Source organism: Nitrospirota bacterium (assembly GCA_016212215.1).
In the GTDB taxonomy this organism is placed as follows: Bacteria; Nitrospirota; 9FT-COMBO-42-15; order HDB-SIOI813; family HDB-SIOI813; genus JACRGV01.
Genome location: JACRGV010000093.1, coordinates 14,829 through 34,914, shown reverse-complemented (window position 1 = coordinate 34,914; position 20,086 = coordinate 14,829). Strand labels below are relative to the sequence as shown.

The following is a 20,086-nucleotide window of genomic DNA, read 5'->3' as shown; positions in this document are numbered from 1 at the left end:
CTGTCATGAGCCGAGGGCTCACAAAGGGCAATGAAAACCCCACCCTCACCCTAACCCTCTCCCTGAGGGAGAGGGGGCTATGTTGATTCCCTCCCCTTCAAGGGGAGGGGTAGGGTGGGGATGGGGTTATTTTCGGATGAAGAGACAGCATATATTTATAATTTGATTTGTATTTTTGATTAGGAGTAATTTTATGAAGTGTCCTTTTTGCGGGCATCTTGAGGATAAGGTTGTTGATTCAAGGGAAGGTAAGGATGGTGATGCAATACGCCGGCGGAGGGAATGTCTGAAGTGCAGGAGAAGGTTTACTACTTATGAGCATATAGAAGATGTGCTTCCTGTGGTTGTAAAAAAAGACGGCAGGAGGGAGTTGTTTGACAGGAATAAGATACTGCACGGCTTGAAGAAGGCGTGTGAAAAAAGGCCGATAGGCATAGATACACTTGAGGAGGTTGCCTCAAGGATAGAAAAAAAGGTGCAGGAGAGCGGTGAGAAAGAGGTTCCGAGTTCAATGGTAGGGGCAGAGGTCATGAGGGAACTTCAGGCGCTTGATGAGGTCGCTTATGTGCGTTTTGCCTCAGTATACAGGGAGTTCAAAGGAATAAATGAGTTCATGGACGAGCTGAAGGACTTGTTAAAAGAACGGAATAAAAAATAGGGATATATCATGCATACTATAGCCGGTGAAGGCATTCATCCAAGGGATGAGAAGAGTAAAACAACATCTATATCCATAGCGGTTATGAGGCCGCCTGATAAGGTGGTTATTCCTTTGTCACAGCATATAGGCGCTCCATGCGAACCTTTGGTGAAGATAGGTGAGTCTGTAAAGAAATACCAGAAGATAGGTGAGGCAAAGGGATTAGTTTCATCTCCTGTGCACTCATCAATCTCAGGCAAGGTGATAGCGGTTGGGCGTTTCCCTCATCCATCAGGCAATCAGTCCAACTCAATTGTAATAGAGTCTGATGGTAAAGATGAACCAATAGAAGGTCTAAAGGGTTTCAGTGATTACCTCAAAGCAGACCCAAAGGAATTAAGAGATGCCATCCTGAGTGCAGGTATAGTTGGAATGGGAGGTGCTACATTCCCTACGCATGTAAAACTGAATCCCCCAAAGGAAAAAAGGATAACTACAATAATCTTAAACGGTGCAGAGTGTGAGCCGAATCTGAGTGCTGATGACAGGACTATGGTAGAGATGTCCAAAGAAACGGTTGAGGGGATGAAGATACTGATGCATATAATGGGTGTGAAAGACGGGTATATAGGTATTGAAGATGACAAGCCCGCGGCCATTGATGCGATGAATAAGGCAGTATCAGGGACAGGAATCAGGGTATCAAAACTGAAAAAGAAGTATCCGCAGGGTGCAGAGAAGACGCTTATCAAGAGTGTTATTGGAAAAGAGGTGCCTTCCGGCGGCCTGCCTATGGATATTGGGGTTGTGGTGCAGAATGTGGGTACTGCGGCGGCGGTGTATAATGCAGTCTGTTTCGGTATCCCGCTGGTTGAACGTGTTGTTACTGTTGCAGGTAAAGGTATCAGCAGGCCGGGCAATTTTAAGATACGTGTAGGGACAATGCTTGAGCATGTTATTACAGAGTGCGGAGGATTTGTTGGAGAGACAGGGAAGATACTGTTCGGCGGCCCGATGATGGGGCTGGCACAGTATTCACTCAATGTCCCTGTAGTTAAGGGGACTTCAGGTATTCTTGTGATGACAAAGGATGAAATCCGGCTTGAAAACTTCCGTGCATGTATTAGATGCGGCAGGTGTGTACAGGCCTGCCCTATAAGGCTGCTGCCTAATATGTACAGCGTACTTGCAGAGGTCGGACAACCGAAAGAGGCTGAAAAATATTATATCCTTGATTGCATTGAATGTGGGTGCTGTACCTATGTCTGTCCGTCCCGAAGACCAATCGTTCATCAGATAAGATATATAAAGGCAGACATGAGGAAAGCGAAGAAGAGTTAAACGATAGATAGAAGTTAGAAGCAAGAGGCAAGAAGTCAGAAGCAAGATAATAAGAAGTAAGACATTAGAAATACCTCCCCTGCGAGGGGATTTTACAATAATTCCCCTCCCCTTCAAGGGGAGGGTTAGGGTGGGGATGGGTTTAAATCAGGAGAAAACATGGCAGAAGACGTAGCTGAGAAAGAAGATAAAAAGGGGAAATTAGAAGAACCATCTCCTAAGCTGTTATTGACGTCATCACCTCATGCACTGGGGGCTGATTCGATTGAAAGTATTATGTGGTCAGTGGTGCTGTCCCTTATACCGGCAGCTCTTGCAGGGGTGTATTTCTTCGGCTTTCAGGCACTTCAGGTGCTGATTGTTTCTACAGGTTCTGCAATGGTCGCAGAGGCCCTATATCAGAGGTTCAGCGGCAAGGGTAGTACTGTCGGAGACGGGAGTGCAGCAGTAACAGGACTGCTTTTAGGGCTTACCCTTCCACCTGGTTTACCATGGTGGGCTTCGGTAATCGGTAGTTTTTTTGCAATTTTAATAGTTAAACAGCTTTATGGCGGTCTTGGTTTTAACCCGTTCAACCCTGCACTTATGGCAAGGGTATTTTTGCTGATAGCATTTCCTGTTCATATGACAAGATGGCCTTTACCCGCTCCACTGTTTTCGGGTATAGATGCTTCTACGGGTGCCACGCCGCTTGGTGAACTACAAATGGCGAGGCTATTGGGTAAGGGGCTTGGAAAGGCGTCTGAACTTAATCTGTGGGATGCATTTTGGGGAAACATCGGCGGGAGTGTCGGCGAGGTGTCTGCCATAGCACTTCTTATAGGGGCGGCCTATCTTCTTTATAAGCAGTATATAAGCTGGCATATTCCTGTTTCGATGATAGGAACAGTTGTTGTATTCAGCGGGATATTCTGGATGATTAACCCTGCAAAATATGCACATCCGCTTTTTCATGTACTTACCGGCGGTCTTATAATCGGGGCTTTTTTCATGGCAACTGATATGGTAACATGCCCTGTTACACTTAAAGGACAACTGCTCTTCGGCTTCGGCTGCGGCCTTATCACTATCATCATTAGGATGTGGGGCGGCTACCCGGAAGGCGTATCATTTGCGATTCTGCTTATGAATATAGTCACACCGCTCATTGACAAGTATCTGAGGCCGGTGAGGTATGGGGCTTTAAAGGCAGAAGTAAGAAGTTAGAGGTAAGAAGTAAGAACATGGAGAATGATTATGTTTCGTTTAATAATTGTGCTTACAATAGCATGTCTTATAGCGGCTGTTTCATTAGCAAAGGTTTATGATGTTACCAAAGGGCCTATTGCTGAACAGGAACGGCTTAGAACAATGAACGGCCTAAAGGCTGTTTTACCGGCTTTTGATAATGATGTTGTCAAAGACTCAAGGGATGTTGTTGTTGGTAAGAATAAGAACGGCAAGGATGTAACTGTAAAGTTCTATACAGGTAAGAAGGATAATGCACCTGTCGGCACTGCATTACAGGTTGTTGCCCCTGATGGTTATGCAGGAGACATAAATATCCTTATGGGGGTTGGGACTGATGGCAAGGTTTCCGGTATTGAGATAATCAGTCACAAGGAGACACCCGGCCTCGGCAGCAGGATTACAAAGGAAGAATGGAAGGCCAAATTTAAGGGAAGGTCGCTTGAAGATGGTGCAAGATTTGCTGTAAAAAAAGACGGCGGTGAGATAGACCAGTTCAGCGGTGCTACCATTTCTCCGCGGGCTGTTGTAAAGGCTGTAAAAAAAGGTCTTGAGATTTATAAAAAGGAGTCTTCTAATGGTGGATAATAATGCAACAGCATCTGAAGTGACCGATGTCCAGCCTGTCTCAGAACCATGGCTGAGCGGTAAAGATTTATATGTAGATATGGTAAGGGGATTGTGGGATGAGATACCCCTGTTTCGGCTTGTCCTTGGTACTTGTGCAACGCTTGCAGTTTCCACTTCAGTTGTGAATGGTGTCGGTATGGGTGTTGCTACTACTTTTGTTCTTATAGCTTCAAATATATTAATATCCCTTCTCAGAAAGATTATCCCTGACGCAGTCAGGATACCTGCATTTATTATTGTAATTGCAACATTTGTTACGGTTGCTGACCTTGCTATGGCGGCATTTACGCCGGCATTACATCATGCGCTTGGTATTTTTATCCCCCTGATAGTTGTGAATTGTATAATACTTGCGAGGGCTGAGGCCTTTGCATCAAAATATAATACGATCCGGTCAGCAGTGGATGGATTCAGTATGGGGCTTGGATTTACAATCGCCCTTGTATTGCTGGGAACGGTTAGAGAAATACTTGGGGCAGGTACATGGTTTGACATTCCGATTCTTACAAAGGTATGGGCGATGTTCGGCTATGAATATCAGCCGATGATAGTTATGATACTCCCTCCGGGTGCATTTATCGGGCTTGGCCTGCTCGTTGCAATCAGAAATAAGATAGATGAAGTAAGAGAGAAAAAGGGGTGATATATGGTAGTTGAGATAATCCTTATACTAATCAGTACAATATTTGTTACTAATTTCGTTCTTGCAAGATTTCTCGGCATCTGTCCGTTTCTCGGCGTCTCTTCAAAGATAGAGACGAGTATTGGAATGGGGATGGCTGTTATCTTCGTTATTACGCTTGCGGCCCTTTGTTCGTGGCTGATAGACAAGTTTATATTAATACCTTATGACATTGTTTATTTGAGAACGATTGTATTTATTCTTGTTATTGCAGCGCTGGTGCAGTTTGTTGAGATGGTTGTGCGTAAGACAAGCCCTGCACTGTATAATGCACTCGGGATATATCTCCCTTTAATTACTACAAACTGCGCAGTGCTCGCAGTTGCATTGCTGGTTGTTCAGGTAGAGATGGAGTTCTTTCCTATGCTGTTTTTTGCAGTAGGGGCCTCAGTAGGATTTACTGTAGCGTTACTTCTGATGGCCGGTATAAGAGAGCAGATGGCGTTCGGCAGGGTTCCAAAGATTTTTCAGGGAACACCAATCGGGCTTATAACAGCCGGTCTTATGTCACTTGCCTTCCTTGGATTTGCAGGGCTGGTGAAGTAGAAAAGAAAAGTGTTGAAGGAAGAAGATAGGCTGTATTATAATAGGTAGCAGTTGCCGACTATTCCCTCCCCTTCAAGGGGAGGGTTAGGGTGGGGATGGGGTTATAGCAAGAAGCAGAAGTAAGAAGTCAGAAGCAAGAAGTTAGAAATTAGAAATTAGGAGACAAAGACTAATGATAGCAGCGGTCGTCACAATGGGGGCAATGGGGATATTGGCAAGCGTAGGACTCGGCATTGCAGCGAAGAAGTTTGCTGTAGAGATTGATCCTAAGATTGCAGACATAGACAGTGCATTACCTCATGCAAACTGCGGGGCATGCGGTTATCCCGGGTGTATGGGATTTGCAACGGCAGTAGCAAGCGGTACAGCGCCTGTCTCAGGATGTACAGCGGGCGGGGCATCTACAGCCGCGAAGGTTGCGGCGGTTATGGGAATGTCTGCACCTGAGATGCCTGAGAAGATGATTGCACGGGTCTATTGTCTTGGCGGAAAGTCTGAGGCAACAGATAAATCCGAATATCACGGGATACAGGATTGTAATGCAGCCGTATTAATTTCGGGTGGTTCAAAAAGCTGTGTGCATGGTTGTCTTGGCCTTGCAAGCTGTGTCAGGGCTTGTCCTTTTCAGGCTATGTACATGAGTGAAGACGGCCTTCCAGTGGTAATAGATGAAAAATGTACAGGGTGTGGATTGTGTATTCCACCATGTCCCAAAAATCTTATAGAGCTTGTCCCTGAGAATAAAGATGTTCATATATACTGCCGTTCCCTTGATAAAGGGTCGGACACCAAAAAGGTATGTACAGTAGGATGTATAGCTTGCAACAAGTGCGAGAAGGTCTGTCCGTATGATGCAATTACAATAGACAGTTTCCTTGCACGCATAGATTATAATAAGTGTACAAACTGCGGATTGTGTGTACCTGTATGTCCGACAAATGTTATTACTGATTTAATCCCAGTCAGAGATGTTGCTTATGTACATGACGATTGTATCGGCTGTCTGATCTGCAAGAAGGTCTGTCCGGTTGATGCTATTTCAGGTGAATCAAAGACCTTGCATGTTGTTGACCCTGTGTTGTGCATTGGATGTACTATTTGTGCAGACAAATGCCCTCCAAAGGTAATTGAGATGAGAAAACCACCAAGAGGATATAGTGCAAGTTTAAATAAAGGGAGGGGAATGTCAGGAGTAGCTTAGACCACTCTGCATACCATTTCTCCTTGCTCTATATTCGTTATTAATAGGGCTGTTAACCCAAAAGGAGCTGAAGAATGAATACGTACGAATCAATTTTTATCGTCAAACCATCCATTAGTGACGATGATGTCACAAAGACCGTAACCAAATTAGAAGGCATTATAAAACAGGGCGGAGAATATCTTACTACCGAGAACTGGGGTAAGAAAAAACTTGCCTATGAAGTTAATAAAGAGAAGAAAGGGTTATATCTACTCTTCCGTTTTCGCGGCAAGGGGACGCTTGTAGATGAGCTTGAGAGGAATTACCGATTTGATGATAATGTCATAAAGTTCATGACAATACAGTTGGGCAAACATGAGTTAGAGGTGCTTGAAAAGAAAGCGGCTGCAAAGCCTGCAGAGGCGGTTAAAGCAGAAGAGACTGAAACAGAGACAGAGTAGTCTGTTTATTCCCCCTCCCTTGACGGGAGGAGGGTAGGGGGAGGGTGAACTATGGGGTATTTTCAAGAGAAAGGAAGTGAAAAATGAGCGGCTACAACAAAGTAATCCTTATGGGAAATCTTACAAAAGACCCTGAGATACGATACACCCCCAATGGAACGGCAGTTGCCAATTTCTCTATTGCTGTAAACAGGAGATATAAGATAAACAATGAGGTTAAGGATGAGGTAAGCTTCCTGGACATAGTCGTCTTTGGTAAGTCGGCTGAGAATTGCGGACAATATATTAATAAGGGTGACTCAATCCTTGTAGAAGGAAGACTACAGCAGAGACGCTGGGAGACTGAGGATGGCCAGAAGAGAAGCAAGATAGAGATCGTTGCCCAGAGCGTGCAATTCATGTCCAAGAAACAGGGAAGCTCTCAGGGATTCTCTGGAGAAGAAAGCGGCATGTCTAATTCTTCTGGTAACTCTTTTGGCTCTGCAGGTGGAAATGTAGAAGAGGAAGTACCGTTTTAAAAGACAGGTTAATAGGCTGAAGGCTGAAGGTAGAAGGTAGAGGCAAGAGATAAGACAAGTAAACCCTTCGACAAGCTCAGGGTGACACAACCCCACCCTCACCCGGACACTCTCCCTGAGGGAGAGTGTGCTGAGTTTATTCCCTCCCCGTCTATATAATATGGGGGAGGGTTAGGGTGGGGATGGGGTTTTTTAGATGACGCTATATCCATTAATAAAACATGAAAGGAAACAATATGAGAGAGAGAAGCGATAGGAGAGACAGGGGTGAAAGAGGAGACAGGAGTGAAAACGGTGAGAGAGGCGGGGACAGGGAGTTCCGGCCATTCTACCGCAGGAAGATATGCAGATTCTGTCTGGATAAAGTGACCTTAATTGATTACAAAGATTTACAGACACTGCGTACTTATGTGACTGACAGAGGAAAGATTATTCCCCGCAGGATTTCCGGTACATGTGCAAAACATCAGAGAGACCTTACTGTTTCAATAAAGCGCGCAAGAAATATAGCATTATTGCCGTTCACAGAAAGAGGTTAAACCTATAATTTTGTCATTTGCAAAAAAAACACCCTCACCCGGACCCTCTCCCTGAGGGAGAGGGTGCTGAGTTTATTCCCTCCCCTTCAGGGAGAGGGTGCTTATATTATTCTCCCTCCCTTGACAGGAGAGTGTGCATAGAATATTCCCCCTCCCTTGACGGGAGGGGGTTAGGGGGAGGGGGAGCTATGGCTAATTGTAATTTCCTCCTCAGGTGATATAGTTTAATTGTGAAGCACGTTTTAACAGCAGCAGGCATTTCCTTTGTAGTTATATTTGGTTTGGGGGTGTCTTCATTTTTCCCGAATGAAGACACATTTTTTTCTTCAAAAAGACCTCTTAATATTATCTCATCAAACAGTTTGATAACCGGCAATCCGATAACTGAACAGAGACCGCCTTATCCGCCTTTTCTGCGTGTAGAAAAACCGATTGTAAAGGGGATCCATGTAACAAGCTGGGTAGCAGGCGATTCCAAGCTGCGAAACAATATAATTAAATTAATTGACGAGACTGAACTGAATACCATTGTCATTGATTTGAAAGAATCAGACGGCAGGATTGCCTATGAGGTTGTTATTCCGCTTGCAGTATCTTCAGGGTCTATTCAAAAAAGGATAAGAAATCTTGATGCTGTGATAGAAGAGTGCAAAAAACATAATATTTACAAGATTGCCCGGATAGTCCTGTTTAAAGACACATACCTTGCAGAAAAGCGGCCTGACCTTGCCATTAAAAACAAAAAGACCGGCGGGGTGTGGAGGGACTATAAAGGAGATGCCTTTACAAATCCTTATCTGGAGGAGATTCAGGATTACAACCTCAGGCTTGCAGAAGATGCGGCGAGGCGCGGGTTTGACGAGATACAGTTTGATTATGTCCGGTTTCCGAGCGACGGCATTCTTAGAGATATAGCCTATCCGGAAGGGCATAACGAAGAAAAGGCTATTGCCCTGATTTCAAAGTTTGTTGAACATGCAAAGAAAAGATTAACCCCATACAATGTCAAACTTTCAGTTGATGTGTTCGGCCTTACAACACTAAGTGATGGTGTCGGCATAGGTCAGAACTTCAAGCAGTTGATAGACAGGGCAGATTATATATCTCCGATGATATACCCGTCACACTACTATAAAGGTTCTTATGGTTATAAAAATCCGAATGCTGCCCCGTATGAGATTGTAAAAGATTCTTTAAGAGATGCCATAAGGAAATCTAAAGATGAGACACAGCCGCCTGATGTAGTGAAAAACAAGATAAGGCCCTGGCTGCAGGACTTTACCCTCGGTTACCCCCATTATGGCCCTGACCAGGTCAAGGTACAGATAAAGGCTGCACAGGAGCACGGTATAAACGAATGGCTTCTGTGGAATCCCGTAGTTCACTATACAAGAGAAGCCCTTCAGCCATAATCCGACAAACGCATTTACTTTTTTACCACAAATAAATTGAAGTATGCTATTATGTCTTCAACTGGAGGGGAAATCATAAATGAAGAATATTTTATTGCTGGCTACATCGTGGGATCCTAATTACTGGACAAATGAAAGAGAGGCATCTTACGAGGGTGCAAAATTTACAGACCTTCCGGAATGGGATGAATTGGAAGACAAATGCCCCCTTGCCGGTATAGGTTTTTTTAAAAAACATAAAGAAAAAGATTATTCATTAATGCAGTTTGTTTACCTGCAGATAAACGGCATACGTTATGACCCAGACACAGGATACCCCTCATTCTGGACCTATCCAATCAAGCGATCCCGAGTAACAAGCAGCAGACTGGAAAGGGCGCTCCCTGAAGAAAATCTGGAATGGTTTACTGCAATAGAAAAATCAGTGCTTACGGATATATTGAAAGACCTCGGAGAAAAACCGCCGGAGGCATGGATGGAACTGCTTAAGGGGTAATAATTACTTCTTCTGCCATCCTTTACGTGAGTTTACTACATCAGATCATTATTCCCCCCTTCTTGATTTACTGAAATACTTTATGTATGCTGGCACCTGATATCGTCTATGAAAAACCTACGCTCTTTAAAATTGCAGAAGGCTTTTAAATGGAGTATAAGTCAATTGCAAGAGAGTTTTGGCATCAGACCTAAAGATTGATAACCTGTGAGAGTGCGTTGTAATTAAGCGATGGCAGGGCTGTGAGAGGATTCTTTGGGGGTCTCTATGGAAATAGGCCGAAGTTTCATGGGCATAGGGGGGAATTAAGGATGCTTTCTGCGATAAGAGATATTGGTGAGCTGGTTATCCAAAAGGCATGTGAAGTGGAAGAGCAGATACGTGGGAAGATTTTATCAATAAATCTTGATACTGATAAGTCATCATATAGTGCTATAGATATTGAAGACTTTGACTCTGAAAGGCATAAAAAGAATTGGTATTTATTCAAACAAGGAGCTTCAAAAGGTAATGTACCCTCCCCTTTCTGTCCACTCACCGAGCCAGTCAAAACATATAAAAAAATAGAAGGATGGTTAAATCAGTGCAATGATATAAATGAAAATACACTGAAAGATGATAGCAGCAGGTATCTAATAAATAAGGCTTTGGAAGTTCTTACTGTAAAAAGGGAAGCAATTATTACAGATATTGCACAAAAGGCTAAAGATATTCCAAAGAAGGAGTCTAAATTCCTAACTGTAAAATTAGACGGAAAATATCTGGGTGAATATGAGGTTTTCAAGAAATGTCTTGTAACTTTTGATGAAAAAAAGAGAAAGAGGTCTGCTAACTCAGGAGTATGCTCTATTTGCAGTATGCCTGACAAAGAAGTATCAGGAAAGACAGACGTATTCAGGTTTTACACTATTGACAAGCCGGGATTCATTACAGGCGGATTTCAAGAACCACATGCATGGAAAAACTTTCCTGTATGCATGGAATGCAGAACCTTCTTGGAAAACGGAAGAAAATTCCTTGAAGGCAATCTTAAATTTAAATTCTATGGCTTGAATTACTTGCTTATTCCTCGTCTCTTAACAGGTGGACAGTCGTTGCTGGAAGAAGTCCTTGATATTTTATCTGATACTACAAAAACAGTTGCTCTTAAAGAGCGGATAAAAAATAGAATTACAAATGATGATGATGAAATTCTTGAATATCTTTCTGAAGAAAAAGATGTCCTCACCCTTAACTTTTTATTTTTGCAGAGGCAACAGAGTGCTGAAAGGATTCTATTATTAATAGAAGATGTTTTCCCCTCAAGGATAAGAAAAATCTTTGAATCTAAAGATAATGTCGACCACATTTTTAATAACGGTTCTGACAAGGGGTTTACTTTCGGTACTATAAGAGAATTTTTCTCGAGATCAGATGATAACAAAAAACAAAGCGACCTAAACAAATACTTCCTTGAAATAGTTGACAGCGTTTTTAAAGGCAGTAGGCTTGATTTTTCGTTTCTTTTGAGGTTTTATATGGTAGTTGTTAGAAAAGAATTTATTAATGAGGGCTATTTTAGTTTCAGGATAAAAGATGCCTTAATGAATACAGTCTTTTTTGAATATCTTGGATTGATTAATTTTGAGGAGGTGAGAAATATGGAAGAAGGTCTATTCAGTAGTGTATTTGCTCAATATGGTAAATCCTTTGGAAGCTCTGCAAAGAAGGGAGTTTTTCTAATGGGAGCGCTAACTCAGATGCTCCTGAATAAACAATGGATTGAAAGAAATGCGAGGCCTTTTATGAAGAAACTGAAGGGCTTAAAAATGGATGAGAAAGACATAAAGGCGCTTTTGCCTGAAGTTCAGAATAAACTTGAAGAGTATGATGCTTTTGATAAAGGGAAAAGGCTGACTGCTTCTGAGACTGCAAAATATCTCCTTGATGCTGGTGATGGCTGGAAGATGCCGGTTGATGAAATAAATTTCTATTTTGCCTGCGGAATGAATTTGGTTGACAGCATTGCAGATATTGTATATCCAAAAAACTAAATAAGGAGGGATAACCCATGTCAGAATTAGTTAAGAATCGTTCTGAGATTTTGTTTCTGTATGACATTAAGGACGCCAACCCTAACGGAGACCCTGTGGATGAAAACAAACCCAGAATAGATGAGGAGACAGGAATAAATATTGTTACAGATGTACGGCTGAAAAGAACTATTCGGGATTATCTTTATGAGTATCAGAAAAAAGATATTTTTGTCCTTGGAATAAAGGATGGGAACGGCAAATTAAAAACAAAGGAGGACAGGCTTAACGATTTTAGCAATAACCCTGATGAAGTTCTGGAAAAGTGTATTGATATTAGATTATTTGGAGCCACAACAGCCGTAGAAGGCAAAACAATGGTGTTGACCGGACCTATTCAATTTAAGTATGGAAGGTCCTTACATAAGGTAGATATAACTTACGTAAAAGGGACAACTATAATGCCCTCAAAAGCTGACAAAAATCAGGGTACTTTTACTGAGAGGTATATTCTGCCGTATTCACTGATTGCTTTTTACGGTATTGTCAATGAAAATGCTGCCCGCCAGCAACGTCTTCAATTAACAGAAGATGATCTTTCCCTAATGCTTGAAGGTATATGGAATGGCACAAAAAACCTAATCTCAGGCTCTAAATTCGGGCAGATGCCGAGACTTCTTATTCAGGTTATTTATAAAGAAGGAAATTTCTACATAGGAGAATTAGATAAGCGTATTTCTTTGAAGTTAAAAAATAATGATGCAATTGATAACCCTGAATCTATCCGAGATATTTCAGAGCTTAAAATTGACATCACAGAACTTGTAAAGGCAATAGAGATACATAAGGACAAGATTGAAAAAGTAAAACTCAGAGCAGATGAAAGAGTTATTTTTGTAAAAGATGCTCAGGATATTGCTATCAGAGACGCCTTTAACGGTATAACAGTTGAAGACATTCCTTTCTAAATTAGGAGATTACGATGCCGGATACTGAGGTTATCCCACAGCAACTGATAGAGAATAAAATACTTTTCATCAGAGGCAAGAAGGTTATGCTGGATAGAGATCTGGCAATACTCTATAACGTGGAAACAAGAACATTGAATCAAGCTGTTAGAAGAAATGGTAAGCGTTTTCCTGAAGACTTTATGTTTCAGTTAACAAAAGAAGAGATGGATAATTGGATATCACAAATTGTGATATCCAACAAAGAAAAAATGGGTTTAAGAAAAAGACCCTATGCCTTCACTGAAAACGGCGTTGCTATGCTATCAAGCGTATTAAAGAGTGAACGGGCGATAACGGTCAACATACAGATAATGAGAACATTTACAAAAATCAGGGAAATGCTGGCAACCCACAAAGAGTTAAGGCAGAAGATTGAGGAAATGGAACAGAAGTATGATTATCAGTTTAAGATCGTATTTGATGCGATAAAGCAACTAATAGAGCCTTCACTGAAACCTAAGACACGAATTGGTTTTCTACATGGGAAAAAGGATTGAGATGAAATGAGAGTTCTGGTTTTTGATATATGGGGAGATTTGGGTCATTTCCGAAAGTTCTATACCACTACCTCACCACTCACTTTTTCATTCCCACCCCCGCCGACAATTGCCGGAATATTAGGGGCTATGATTGGAACTGATAAGAATACAAATGAATATTTAAGTGTGTTTGGAAGTAATAAGTGCCGGATTGCTTTACAGATATTAAGACCTGTGAAAAAAGTAAGGATGGGACTGAATCTATTAGAAACGAAAGGGGCAAATTTAAAAATTCCGATGAGTGATAAAAATCTTGCACCACGTACACAGATCAGAACAGAATTTCTTAAAGACCCCCGTTACAGAATTCATGTATGCCACAAAGATAATGATATTCTTGATAATCTCTATAGGAATATCGTTGAGCACAAGTCAGTTTATACAGTCTCTCTTGGGTTAAGCGAGCTTCTATCTGATTTCAAATATATTGGACTTTATGATTGCGAAGAGAACAGCAGCGGAGAGGTAGCAGAATTAACTACCCCTATAACTATGGACAACCTGATTCCAAATAGCCTTGAGATAGAAACAGGCAAAAAATATTTCAAAGAGAAGATTCCTCTTTTTATGAATCAGAATAGAGTTGTTGAAAGATACGATGATGTCATCTTTGAGCCTGATGGGAAGACTATAAAGGCATCTGTAAATACATATTGCAAACTTGAAAACGGAGAAAACATTGCCTTCTTCTAATCTTTATTCCCATCCAGAAAGGTTATTGGAAGACCATCTCATTGGAGTTGCTAAACTCTCGGAGCTATTTCTTGCTGAAAAACCACTGACCATACAAGAGCAATTATCCAGGGTGTGCAAGATAATTGCCCTCTCACACGATATTGGTAAGGCTACAGGCTATTTCCAGGAATATTTGGTTGCTGAAGAAAATGAGAAGGCAAGACTCAAAACCAACCTGACAAAACACAGCCTTTTCTCAGCAGTGAGCGCCTATTATCTCACAACACAAATCACAGATGATAAACTTCACCCCTTTTTTGCCTTTATTACTGTAAGAAGACATCATGGAAATCTTATAGATATATCAGATGAGGTAACATGGTATGCCGATGATGATATAAAAACTTTGCAGAATCAGCTTAAAAATATAGACGATAATAAATTTTCTATACTTTCTGAAATACTGCACGATGCAGGCCTTCCAATACTTTTGAATAAAAATATTATCGAAAACTGGATTAATAATCTTACTAAAGAATTAAAATCAATAAAAAAGTACATACGAGGACTAAGCAATGGCACAGTTGATTTTATAACTTTGAACTTGCTTTACTCACTCTTACTCGATGCAGACAAAAGCGATGTTGTCATAAGAGATATTTCATTATTTGAGCGAAGAGAATTTATATCCGGCAGTCTTGTAGATAACTACAAGGCACAGAGTACCTTTGATGAATCCCCGGTTAATTATTTAAGAGAAAAGGCTTATCTGGAGGTAGCACATAGCCGCATAAATACTGATGAGAAGGTTTATTCCATTAACCTTCCGACAGGGCTTGGCAAGACTCTGACATCATTGTCTTTTGCCTTGAAGCTACGGGAAAAGGCAGGCCTGACTCACCGTATTATATATGCCCTCCCGTTTTTAAGCATCATTGACCAGAACAGCCTTGTTTTCGAGTCTGTGATAAAGGCAAACGGCATTGAATCTTACAGCAATATCCTATTAAAACACCATCATCTTTCAGAGATTTTCTACAAAAAAGGTGACAATGAATTTGAACCTGATGAGGCCAAAATACTCATTGAGGGGTGGAACTCAGAAATAATCATCACCACCTTTGTTCAGTTGTTCCATTCATTGATTTCAAACCGGAACAAAAGCATCAGGAAATTTCACAGACTTGCCAATTCCATAATTATCCTTGATGAGATTCAATCCATTCCTATCAAATACTGGCTGCTTTTAAAAAATATTCTTACACAACTTTCTGAAATGCTTAATACGTACATAATTCTTGTAACAGCTACAGAACCGTTGATATTTGGGAAAGGGGAGATTAAAGGGCTTGCGGACAAAGATTTCTATTTTAATGCGCTGGATAGGGTTTCAATGAAGCCTATGCTGGAAAGGGACATCACTATAAAAGAATTGTCAGAACATTTTAATTTGATTGATGGAAGGAGCTATCTATTTATATTCAATACGATCACTGCGGCCAGAGACTTCCATAACATGGTTAAGGATATCGGGATATCAAGCACTTATCTATCAACACATATAACGCCTAATGAGCGTCTTGAAAGAATAGAAAAGATTAAAAAGGGAGACTATAAAGTGGCTGTCTCAACGCAGATTGTGGAGGCCGGGGTTGACATAGACTTTGATGTTGTTGTTCGGGATATAGCTCCTCTGGACTCCATAAATCAGGCAGCAGGCAGATGCAATAGAAACGGGAGGCAAAAAGGAGAAGTTTATGTTGTATCGCTAAAGGATGACCGAGGACATCCCTATTATTTATATGTTTATGACTCTGTCCTGATAGATATAACACGAAAAGTATTAAGCAGCCGGATAGAAATAAAAGAGCGGGAGCTTCTACAGTTAAACAGCGAATATTACAGAGAAACAGAAAGGAAAAAATCACAAGACGATTCTAAGCGGCTTTTAGAATCAATAACAAAGCTCAGATACGACAGTGAGGACGACAAAACATCAATATCAGATTTTAAACTTATTGAAGAAGACTATCCCAAAAGGGATGTCTTTATAGAACTGGATGAGGATGCAAAGGAAGTCTGGCAGCAGTACCTTGACTTAAAAGCTGTAACTGAGTTGTTTGAAAGGAAAAAACAGTTTGATTCTATTAAAGCTGACTTTTACCGGTTCGTTATATCCATTCCTGCACATATTGAAAATATGCCGCCATTATGGGGGGAACTCGGTTATGTAAAACAGTCTGTTTTAGAAGACTATTATGATCAAGTGACTGGTTTTAAAACAAAAGACAATAGGTCTGTGGCTATATGGTAGCTAATGTGGAGATAAATATTTTAAGGCTCTGGCTTACTTTAGATTCTGTTTTGAAGAAGTCCGACGCTGAAAAAATAAGGGGTTATCTTGGCAATATGTTTTGGGATAACCCGTCAGTCCATCATCATAACGCAGATGGTAGTTTTATATATCGTTATCCTTGTATTCAATATAAAGTAATAAACGGTATATGTTTACTTTTAGGATTTCAAGAGGGTATTGAAGTAATTAAAAAGACCTTTGATCAATTGGGATTAATAAACTTAAATGGTAAGTGGGAGGAGATACTGAGTAAAGGATTAGAAAGCTATACAGCTTATTTCTCTATCTCATCAGAACAAATCCCCTACTCCTTCCTAACCCCCTGGCTTGCCCTGAATGAAACTAACTATGATAAATATCAAAGACTTGGAAGCTGGGACAAGAGGAAGGAACTACTGGAGAAGATTCTCATCGGCAATATCATCTCCATGTCAAAGAGCCTGAGTTATACAGTTCCGGGGCCGATTAAGGCCAACATCATCAATATCAAAGAAGTCCAGACATCTCTCAAAGGCACCCCCATGCTCGGCTTCCTTGGCGCCTTCTCCGTCAACTTCGAAATCCCCGACTACTGGGGCATCGGGAAGTCGGTATCGAGGGGATTTGGGACGGTGAAGAGCATTGAGGAATAAATAAACTTATGAAAACGGAGATTAGTATGCAGAATACAGAAGTCGTACCACAACAACTGATCGAGAGTAAGATACTTATCATAAGAGGTAAAAAGGTAATGATGGATAAAGACTTGGCTGCTCTTTATGAGGTTGAAACAAGGACATTGAACCAGGCTATTAGGAGAAATATAAACAGGTTTCCCGATGACTTTATGTTTCAACTGAACAGGGAAGAAGCCGCTGAACTTTCAAGATCACAATTTGTGATCTTGAAGAGAGGACATAATATCAAGTATTTACCGTATGCCTTTACAGAAAACGGAGTAGCTATGCTATCAAGTGTTCTGAATAGTGAGCGGGCGATAGAAGTTAACATCCTGATAATGAGGACTTTTACAAAAATCAGAGAAATGCTGGCGACTCATAAGGACCTGAGGATAAAAATTGAGGAGATGGAGAAGAAATATGATTATCAGCTCAAGGTTGTCTTTGAGGCAATAAAGCAATTGATTGAGCCTCCTCAAAAGAAAAAAAAGAGGATAGGATTTTAAGCCCCGATTACCTTATGGCATCGGGAAGTCAATGGCAAAGGAACCTATATGCAATTAGTAATCAACACCTACGGTTCATATCTCCAGAAGAACGGCGATTGTTTCAAGGTAAAGAGGGATGATCAGGTCTTTGAGGTATCAGTCAAGAAGGTCTCCTCTATCATGATTACTACTGCGGCTTATATTACTACAGATGCCATCAAGCTGGCGATGGATCATAATATTGACATTATCTTTCTTGATGAATTTGGTGATCCTTATGGAAGGGTGTGGCACAGTAAACTTGGAAGTACAACCCTTATCAGGAGGCGGCAGATTGAGATTGCGGAGACAGAGGATGGTTTTAAGCTGGCCCTGTCGTGGGTAGGGAAAAAGTTTGAGAATCAGATAGAGCTGCTAAAGAGGCTGCGAAATACAAGGACACAAAAGTCTGCGGAGATTACGTCGTATATAGGTAAATTGGAAAATTGTCAGCAGGGCTTTAATGGTCTCACCGGGACTATCAAAGATATGCGCGGGACTATAATGGGGATTGAGGGGAGCGGCGGCAGGATGTATTTTGAATGTCTCAGTTTTCTCATGCCTGATAGATACCGGTTTGATGGGCGAAGCAGGAATCCTGCAAAGGATGAATTCAATGCCCTGCTGAACTATGCCTATGGTGTCCTCTATTCGAGGGTGGAGAAGGCATGTATTATTGCAGGACTTGACCCTTATGTTGGGATTATTCATACAGATAACTACAACAAAAAATCACTTGTATTTGATCTGATCGAGAACTTTCGTATCTGGGCAGACGAGACAGTGGTAAATTTATTTGCCGGACGAAAGGTCAGGCAGGAGCACTTTGAAGAATTAAAAAACGGATACACGCTGAATAAAGAAGGAAAGGCATTGTTGATTGAGGGACTTACGGCCTTTTTAGATGAGTCTTTACGATATGGCGGAAGAAATATCAAGAGGGGCGACATCATACAGTTTGAGTGCCATAAGATTGCAAACAGCCTGATAAAGGAGGCAGAGGCTGATGGCTAACGATATTATGCTGTGGGTTATATATGATATTTCGGATGATAAAACCCGGAACAGAGTGGCAAAGACCTGCAAGGATAAAGGGTTATACAGGGTACAGAAGTCTGCATTCCTCGGGACACTGAACAGGAATCAGTTGGATGAATTGAAAATTATATGTGATGACCTGATTGATAGTGAAGCCGATTCCGTTTACATCTTTCCTATGTGTGAAGATGACTTTAAAAAGGTAAGGCTGCTTGGCCAGGCATTTGATAAGAAGCTGGTATCAGCCGAGGTGCTGGCGAAGTTTTTCTGAGGTGCAGGTGATGGACACAGAATCTACAGTCATGATTACTCCCTCTGAGGTAATCGAACATCTCTTCTGCCCAAGGTTTACATACTTTATGAATTGCCTGAAAATACCCCAGCACGAGGAACTTAGATATAAAGTTTTGAAAGGGCGGGAACTGCATGAACGGCGTGAAAAGGAGAATAAGGAATACCTGAGGAAAAAGATCGGATGTGTGGATAAGGAACTTTCCGTTTATGTGGCATCACCGGTTATTCGGGTAAGAGGGGTGATTGATGAGGTGCTGACCCTCTCAGACGGCAGTATGGCGACTCTTGATTATAAATATACCGAGTTCAGGGATTTCCTGTTTGAAACCCATAAAGTTCAGTCTGTTCTTTATGCAATGCTGATCAGGGAAACATATAAGAAGCCTGTTTACAGGGGTTATCTCTGCTATGTGCGGGATGGTATCACATTAAAAGAAGTGGTTTACAAGCCTGAGGATTTTGAGTATGCTATGGCTTTAGTTGAGGAGATATTAGCTGTTATTTTGAAAGGTTATTATCCTAAAAGGACAAGATGGAATAACAGGTGCGTTGACTGTTGTTATAAAAATATTTGTGTGTGAATAGATCAGAATCGTAACTGCATGGAATACTTTAGATTTTTCGAGGCTGAGACGATGTAAAGGGGGTGAAAATATGGCAATTTATTTTATATCAGAGGGCTTGGAAAGGGGGGAAATAGGAAGAGTAAAATTGTCAGGAGACCGCATAAATAAAGGGAGTGAGACAAAATTGAGTTGCGGAGAGGCTTCCATAAAAACAAGGATTGAAACCGAAGGGTGTCAAAAGCATGACGATTAAACAGATTTTTGCGGAGAGGCTTCCATAAAAACAAGGATTGAAACGCATATTGATTATAGTTTTCTCCATGTCAAACACAATGTTGCGGAGAGGCTTCCATAAAAACAAGGATTGAAACTCAGGAAATATTTCCGAATGGTCACCGGCAGGCGCTTGCGGAGAGGCTTCCATAAAAACAAGGATTGAAACGCATTCGGTAACTGCCCTTGTACCTTCTGCGCAAGGTGTTGCGGAGAGGCTTCCATAAAAACAAGGATTGAAACCTGCTCCTGTGGCAATCTTCGCACCTGAAATAATCGCAGTTGCGGAGAGGCTTCCATAAAAACAAGGATTGAAGCGCTGCAACCGCCTTATAAGCCCACTAGTCTATATTATGTTGCGGAGAGGGTTCCAGCTTATCTCACCTCAATATAGCAATAATTGGCCTCAACCCCCTGAAAATTCAAGAGATTAATGGTGTCTCTACTTGACACAAACTCTGA

At 41.4% G+C, this 20,086-nt stretch carries 22 protein-coding genes and 1 CRISPR repeat array; all 22 genes read left to right on the top strand.

What is annotated here, in order from left to right; genetic code table 11:
• The first annotated feature begins 193 nt into the window (after positions 1-193).
• The 22 genes from nrdR (at position 194) to cas4 (ending at position 19,366) form a co-directional block, all read left to right on the top strand.
• Positions 194-658, top strand: a complete 465-nt coding sequence (gene nrdR / locus HZA08_08770; GenBank protein ID MBI5193516.1) for a transcriptional repressor NrdR — start codon at positions 194-196, stop codon at positions 656-658.
• Positions 659-667: 9 nt separating this feature from the next.
• Entirely contained in the window at positions 668-1,981 is a 1,314-nt protein-coding gene (gene rsxC / locus HZA08_08765; protein ID MBI5193515.1) for an electron transport complex subunit RsxC, read from the top strand.
• 159 nt (positions 1,982-2,140) lie between these two features.
• Entirely contained in the window at positions 2,141-3,187 is a 1,047-nt protein-coding gene (locus HZA08_08760) for an RnfABCDGE type electron transport complex subunit D (GenBank protein ID MBI5193514.1), read from the top strand.
• Between the two features lie 24 nt (positions 3,188-3,211).
• Positions 3,212-3,796: an RnfABCDGE type electron transport complex subunit G gene (locus tag HZA08_08755; protein MBI5193513.1), complete on the top strand. Its 585-nt coding sequence runs from the start codon at positions 3,212-3,214 to the stop codon at positions 3,794-3,796.
• Between the two features lie 79 nt (positions 3,797-3,875).
• The gene (locus HZA08_08750; protein MBI5193512.1) at positions 3,876-4,481 is read left to right on the top strand and encodes an electron transport complex subunit E; all 606 of its coding nucleotides are present in this window, start codon (positions 3,876-3,878) and stop codon (positions 4,479-4,481) included.
• Between the two features lie 3 nt (positions 4,482-4,484).
• Positions 4,485-5,066, top strand: a complete 582-nt coding sequence (gene rsxA / locus HZA08_08745) for an electron transport complex subunit RsxA (protein ID MBI5193511.1) — start codon at positions 4,485-4,487, stop codon at positions 5,064-5,066.
• 172 nt (positions 5,067-5,238) lie between these two features.
• Positions 5,239-6,267: an RnfABCDGE type electron transport complex subunit B gene (locus HZA08_08740; GenBank protein ID MBI5193510.1), complete on the top strand. Its 1,029-nt coding sequence runs from the start codon at positions 5,239-5,241 to the stop codon at positions 6,265-6,267.
• Between the two features lie 74 nt (positions 6,268-6,341).
• Entirely contained in the window at positions 6,342-6,710 is a 369-nt protein-coding gene (gene rpsF / locus HZA08_08735; GenBank protein MBI5193509.1) for a 30S ribosomal protein S6, read from the top strand.
• An 83-nt stretch (positions 6,711-6,793) separates the two neighbouring features.
• On the top strand, positions 6,794-7,228 hold the full coding sequence (locus tag HZA08_08730) for a single-stranded DNA-binding protein (GenBank protein ID MBI5193508.1): 435 nt from the start codon (positions 6,794-6,796) through the stop codon (positions 7,226-7,228).
• 236 nt (positions 7,229-7,464) lie between these two features.
• Positions 7,465-7,767, top strand: a complete 303-nt coding sequence (locus tag HZA08_08725) for a 30S ribosomal protein S18 (protein ID MBI5193507.1) — start codon at positions 7,465-7,467, stop codon at positions 7,765-7,767.
• A 230-nt stretch (positions 7,768-7,997) separates the two neighbouring features.
• On the top strand, positions 7,998-9,179 hold the full coding sequence (locus HZA08_08720) for a putative glycoside hydrolase (GenBank protein MBI5193506.1): 1,182 nt from the start codon (positions 7,998-8,000) through the stop codon (positions 9,177-9,179).
• Positions 9,180-9,258: 79 nt separating this feature from the next.
• Positions 9,259-9,675 (top strand): hypothetical protein, encoded by a 417-nt coding sequence (locus HZA08_08715; GenBank protein ID MBI5193505.1) that lies wholly within the window; start codon positions 9,259-9,261, stop codon positions 9,673-9,675.
• Positions 9,676-9,986: 311 nt separating this feature from the next.
• The gene (locus HZA08_08710) at positions 9,987-11,708 is read left to right on the top strand and encodes a TIGR02556 family CRISPR-associated protein (protein MBI5193504.1); all 1,722 of its coding nucleotides are present in this window, start codon (positions 9,987-9,989) and stop codon (positions 11,706-11,708) included.
• 17 nt (positions 11,709-11,725) lie between these two features.
• Positions 11,726-12,655 carry a type I-B CRISPR-associated protein Cas7/Csh2 gene (cas7b, locus tag HZA08_08705; protein ID MBI5193503.1) on the top strand — a complete coding sequence of 310 codons (930 nt, stop codon included), beginning with the start codon at positions 11,726-11,728 and terminating at the stop codon, positions 12,653-12,655.
• Between the two features lie 14 nt (positions 12,656-12,669).
• Positions 12,670-13,194, top strand: coding sequence for an ORF6N domain-containing protein (locus tag HZA08_08700; protein ID MBI5193502.1), 525 nt, complete (start codon positions 12,670-12,672; stop codon positions 13,192-13,194).
• 6 nt (positions 13,195-13,200) lie between these two features.
• Positions 13,201-13,929, top strand: a complete 729-nt coding sequence (gene cas5b, locus HZA08_08695; GenBank protein MBI5193501.1) for a type I-B CRISPR-associated protein Cas5 — start codon at positions 13,201-13,203, stop codon at positions 13,927-13,929.
• On the top strand, positions 13,916-16,225 hold the full coding sequence (gene cas3, locus HZA08_08690; protein MBI5193500.1) for a CRISPR-associated helicase Cas3': 2,310 nt from the start codon (positions 13,916-13,918) through the stop codon (positions 16,223-16,225). The genes cas5b and cas3 overlap by 14 nt, the downstream gene beginning before the upstream one ends.
• Positions 16,219-16,899, top strand: a complete 681-nt coding sequence (locus tag HZA08_08685) for a CRISPR-associated endonuclease Cas6 (GenBank protein ID MBI5193499.1) — start codon at positions 16,219-16,221, stop codon at positions 16,897-16,899. Before cas3 ends, HZA08_08685 begins: the two co-directional genes overlap by 7 nt.
• A 26-nt stretch (positions 16,900-16,925) precedes the next feature.
• Complete coding sequence (locus HZA08_08680) at positions 16,926-17,432, top strand: ORF6N domain-containing protein (protein MBI5193498.1); 507 nt, start codon at positions 16,926-16,928, stop codon at positions 17,430-17,432.
• A gap of 48 nt (positions 17,433-17,480) precedes the next feature.
• Complete coding sequence (cas1, locus tag HZA08_08675) at positions 17,481-18,467, top strand: CRISPR-associated endonuclease Cas1 (protein MBI5193497.1); 987 nt, start codon at positions 17,481-17,483, stop codon at positions 18,465-18,467.
• Positions 18,460-18,762, top strand: coding sequence for a CRISPR-associated endonuclease Cas2 (cas2, locus tag HZA08_08670; protein ID MBI5193496.1), 303 nt, complete (start codon positions 18,460-18,462; stop codon positions 18,760-18,762). The genes cas1 and cas2 overlap by 8 nt, the downstream gene beginning before the upstream one ends.
• A gap of 31 nt (positions 18,763-18,793) precedes the next feature.
• Positions 18,794-19,366: a CRISPR-associated protein Cas4 gene (gene cas4, locus HZA08_08665; GenBank protein MBI5193495.1), complete on the top strand. Its 573-nt coding sequence runs from the start codon at positions 18,794-18,796 to the stop codon at positions 19,364-19,366.
• Between the two features lie 174 nt (positions 19,367-19,540).
• Positions 19,541-20,016: direct repeats of the CRISPR family, unit length 34 nt; unit sequence TTGCGGAGAGGCTTCCATAAAAACAAGGATTGAA.
• Positions 20,017-20,086 lie beyond the last annotated feature (70 nt).

Bases quoted from the DNA above. Each gene is read 5' to 3' on its own strand.
- nrdR (MBI5193516.1), top strand. From the start codon at position 194: ATGAAGTGTCCTTTTTGCGGGCATCTTGAGGATAAGGTTGTTGATTCA.
- rsxC (MBI5193515.1), top strand. From the start codon at position 668: ATGCATACTATAGCCGGTGAAGGCATTCATCCAAGGGATGAGAAGAGT.
- HZA08_08760 (MBI5193514.1), top strand. From the start codon at position 2,141: ATGGCAGAAGACGTAGCTGAGAAAGAAGATAAAAAGGGGAAATTAGAA.
- HZA08_08755 (MBI5193513.1), top strand. From the start codon at position 3,212: ATGATTATGTTTCGTTTAATAATTGTGCTTACAATAGCATGTCTTATA.
- HZA08_08750 (MBI5193512.1), top strand. From the start codon at position 3,876: ATGGTAAGGGGATTGTGGGATGAGATACCCCTGTTTCGGCTTGTCCTT.
- rsxA (MBI5193511.1), top strand. From the start codon at position 4,485: ATGGTAGTTGAGATAATCCTTATACTAATCAGTACAATATTTGTTACT.
- HZA08_08740 (MBI5193510.1), top strand. From the start codon at position 5,239: ATGATAGCAGCGGTCGTCACAATGGGGGCAATGGGGATATTGGCAAGC.
- rpsF (MBI5193509.1), top strand. From the start codon at position 6,342: ATGAATACGTACGAATCAATTTTTATCGTCAAACCATCCATTAGTGAC.
- HZA08_08730 (MBI5193508.1), top strand. From the start codon at position 6,794: ATGAGCGGCTACAACAAAGTAATCCTTATGGGAAATCTTACAAAAGAC.
- HZA08_08725 (MBI5193507.1), top strand. From the start codon at position 7,465: ATGAGAGAGAGAAGCGATAGGAGAGACAGGGGTGAAAGAGGAGACAGG.
- HZA08_08715 (MBI5193505.1), top strand. From the start codon at position 9,259: ATGAAGAATATTTTATTGCTGGCTACATCGTGGGATCCTAATTACTGG.
- HZA08_08710 (MBI5193504.1), top strand. From the start codon at position 9,987: ATGCTTTCTGCGATAAGAGATATTGGTGAGCTGGTTATCCAAAAGGCA.
- cas7b (MBI5193503.1), top strand. From the start codon at position 11,726: ATGTCAGAATTAGTTAAGAATCGTTCTGAGATTTTGTTTCTGTATGAC.
- HZA08_08700 (MBI5193502.1), top strand. From the start codon at position 12,670: ATGCCGGATACTGAGGTTATCCCACAGCAACTGATAGAGAATAAAATA.
- cas5b (MBI5193501.1), top strand. From the start codon at position 13,201: ATGAGAGTTCTGGTTTTTGATATATGGGGAGATTTGGGTCATTTCCGA.
- HZA08_08685 (MBI5193499.1), top strand. From the start codon at position 16,219: ATGGTAGCTAATGTGGAGATAAATATTTTAAGGCTCTGGCTTACTTTA.
- HZA08_08680 (MBI5193498.1), top strand. From the start codon at position 16,926: ATGCAGAATACAGAAGTCGTACCACAACAACTGATCGAGAGTAAGATA.
- cas1 (MBI5193497.1), top strand. From the start codon at position 17,481: ATGCAATTAGTAATCAACACCTACGGTTCATATCTCCAGAAGAACGGC.
- cas2 (MBI5193496.1), top strand. From the start codon at position 18,460: ATGGCTAACGATATTATGCTGTGGGTTATATATGATATTTCGGATGAT.
- cas4 (MBI5193495.1), top strand. From the start codon at position 18,794: ATGATTACTCCCTCTGAGGTAATCGAACATCTCTTCTGCCCAAGGTTT.